The following is a 2,039-nucleotide window of genomic DNA, read 5'->3' as shown; positions in this document are numbered from 1 at the left end:
AGGGCGTTGGGCTCGGTGTCGGCGTTGCACCCGGCACCGGGGTCGGCGTCGCGCCGGGTACGGGTGATGGTGATGGCGTCGCACCGGGGACGGGTGTTGCGCCCGGGACGGGAGTGGGTGTGGAGACAGGTACGGGTGTTGGAGTGGGAGCGACAGAGCCGCCCCCTCCGCCCCCGCAGCCCAGCGTTGCCAGGGTAAGCGCTTGCAGGCCCAGAGTAGCCGAGATCACGAAGCGACGACGAGGAGCGAGCAAGTTTTTTGTGTCCATAGTGGCCTCAGGGTAAATCCGAGTCGTGAAGAAGTCATGAAGCGAACCCACCCCGCAAAAATCACCGGAAGAACGAGTCTTCCGGCTTAAGAGGGCGACGGCTGCCTTCGCAGCCAAATCGAGTTTACTGGGCACGAAGGTGCCCGTCGCCCTCTTAAGCCCAGAGACTCGTTCTCAGGGGCTTGACGTTGCAAGGAGGGTACAATGGCAACCATGAACGACAAGCGCTGCTACGAGCTTCGTATTTACACGGCGGGGGAGGGCAAGCTCGATGCTCTCAATGCCCGCTTCCGCAACCATACCCTCAAGCTCTTTGAGAAGCATGGGATGACCAGTATGGGCTACTGGCTTCCGGCAAACAACCCGGAGCGCAAGCTCTACTACGTGCTCTCGTACCCGAATCGTGAGTTTCGCAACGCGGCGTTTAAGGCCTTCGGGGCCGATCCGGAGTGGCAGACGGTGTTTAAAGAGTCCGAAAAAGACGGCAGGCTGGCAATCAAAGTCGAGTCGCAGTTTCTGCACACGCTGGATTTCTCGCCCAAGCTCCCCGCTAAGTCCGCACGGCAGCCACGGGCCTTTGAGCTTCGCACCTACTACGCCTCGCCGGGGAACTTAGCGCGGCTCCAGAATCGTTTTCGGCAGCATACCGTCAAGCTCTTTGAGAAGCATAAGATGACCAATATCGCCTACTGGGAGCTCGATCCCGATCAAAAAGGCGCGGACAACACGCTGATCTATCTCATGGCCTATCCCAATGAAATGGCTCGGAAAGCGTCGTGGGACAGCTTCCGCACCGACCCGGCGTGGCAAGCGGCGCGAGAGGCATCGGAGAAAGAGGCGGGAGGAGCGCTGACGCTGAAAGAAAAGGGCGTGATTTCCGTGCCTCTGGTTCCCACGGACTACTCGCCGCTGGTGTAGGCGGACGGTATAATGCGGGTCATGAGCGAGACTGAGCAAGCACAAATCGAGGCACTGCGTCGGCGAGAAGATGCCGGGGAAGTTCTCAGCCTTCCTGAGGCGGCACAGCTCGCGGCGTTTTATGCTCAGGTTGAGGCAGAGGAGGAGGCGCGGCTTGCTCCTCGCCGGGAAGCGGAGAGAGAGAAGCGTCGCCGCTACCTGGCAGAGCTGGAGGCGATCCTCACGCAAAAACGCGAGTCGCTTCAGAGGCTTGAGCTACTTGTCCGTGAAATTGAGACCCTCGACCAGAAGGAATCCCGGCTTCGGGCTACTGTTCAGGGCTGATGGCACTCTCGCCCACTGAGCTTGTCGTATTCCTCGCGAGTAGCCCCAACACTACTCGCCGCTGATCTAGGCGGGTGCGGCACGACAAAGCGCCTTGACTCGGGCCTGAGTCAAGGCGCTTCTTAAGGGAAGCCGAGGCGAATCCTACTTGCGCCGTCGCTTGACGATCACCAGCGTCCCCCCCAGTGCCAGAAGCGCCAGCGTGCCCGGCTCGGGAGCGGCTGAGGAGCCGTAGATCAGCACGATACGCCCGTTGCCGCCATTTTGGCCGTTGCCGCCGCCCCTTCCCACGCCGGCGGCATAGTCTACTATGTCACCTGCACCGCCGGGGGCCACGCCAGAAGAACCGCTGCCGTTGCTACCGGCTTGACTTAGAGGTCGCCAAAGATTAAATTATCCATTTTTGCCAGCCATTTTAGATGATGGCAGGCACTGTGAACAGACAAGTTATTTTCTGAAAAGCCCTTACTACCATTGCTCCGCTGTTAAACGCAAAGGCCGGGTCGCTGAAGTACGACGAGCCGCCGCC

Annotated in this window: 3 protein-coding genes and 1 pseudogene; 2 read left to right on the top strand and 2 right to left on the bottom strand. The window is 60.2% G+C overall.

Features of this window, described 5'->3' with window-relative positions; all coding sequences use genetic code 11:
• Window positions 1-268: pseudogene (locus RMO15_RS32620) on the bottom strand (hypothetical protein); the annotation flags it as partial.
• A 213-nt stretch (window positions 269-481) separates the two neighbouring features.
• Here RMO15_RS32620 and RMO15_RS32615 point away from each other — a divergent pair.
• Together RMO15_RS32615 and RMO15_RS32610 are read left to right on the top strand one after the other, a co-directional pair.
• Window positions 482-1,186: an NIPSNAP family protein gene (locus RMO15_RS32615; protein ID WP_309723356.1), complete on the top strand. Its 705-nt coding sequence runs from the start codon at window positions 482-484 to the stop codon at window positions 1,184-1,186.
• 21 nt (window positions 1,187-1,207) lie between these two features.
• On the top strand, window positions 1,208-1,510 hold the full coding sequence (locus RMO15_RS32610) for a hypothetical protein (RefSeq protein WP_309723353.1): 303 nt from the start codon (window positions 1,208-1,210) through the stop codon (window positions 1,508-1,510).
• 144 nt (window positions 1,511-1,654) lie between these two features.
• On the opposite strand, the gene RMO15_RS32605 is transcribed toward RMO15_RS32610, so the two are convergent.
• A complete protein-coding gene (locus RMO15_RS32605) occupies window positions 1,655-1,846 on the bottom strand; it encodes a PEP-CTERM sorting domain-containing protein (protein ID WP_309723350.1) in 192 nt (63 codons plus the stop codon).
• Window positions 1,847-2,039 lie beyond the last annotated feature (193 nt).

Origin of the sequence: Armatimonas sp. (assembly GCF_031410135.1) — a bacterium.
Lineage (GTDB): Bacteria > Armatimonadota > Armatimonadia > Armatimonadales > Armatimonadaceae > Armatimonas.
The sequence above is the reverse complement of the archived record's forward strand: the minus strand, read 5'-3'. Positions and strand labels throughout refer to the sequence as shown.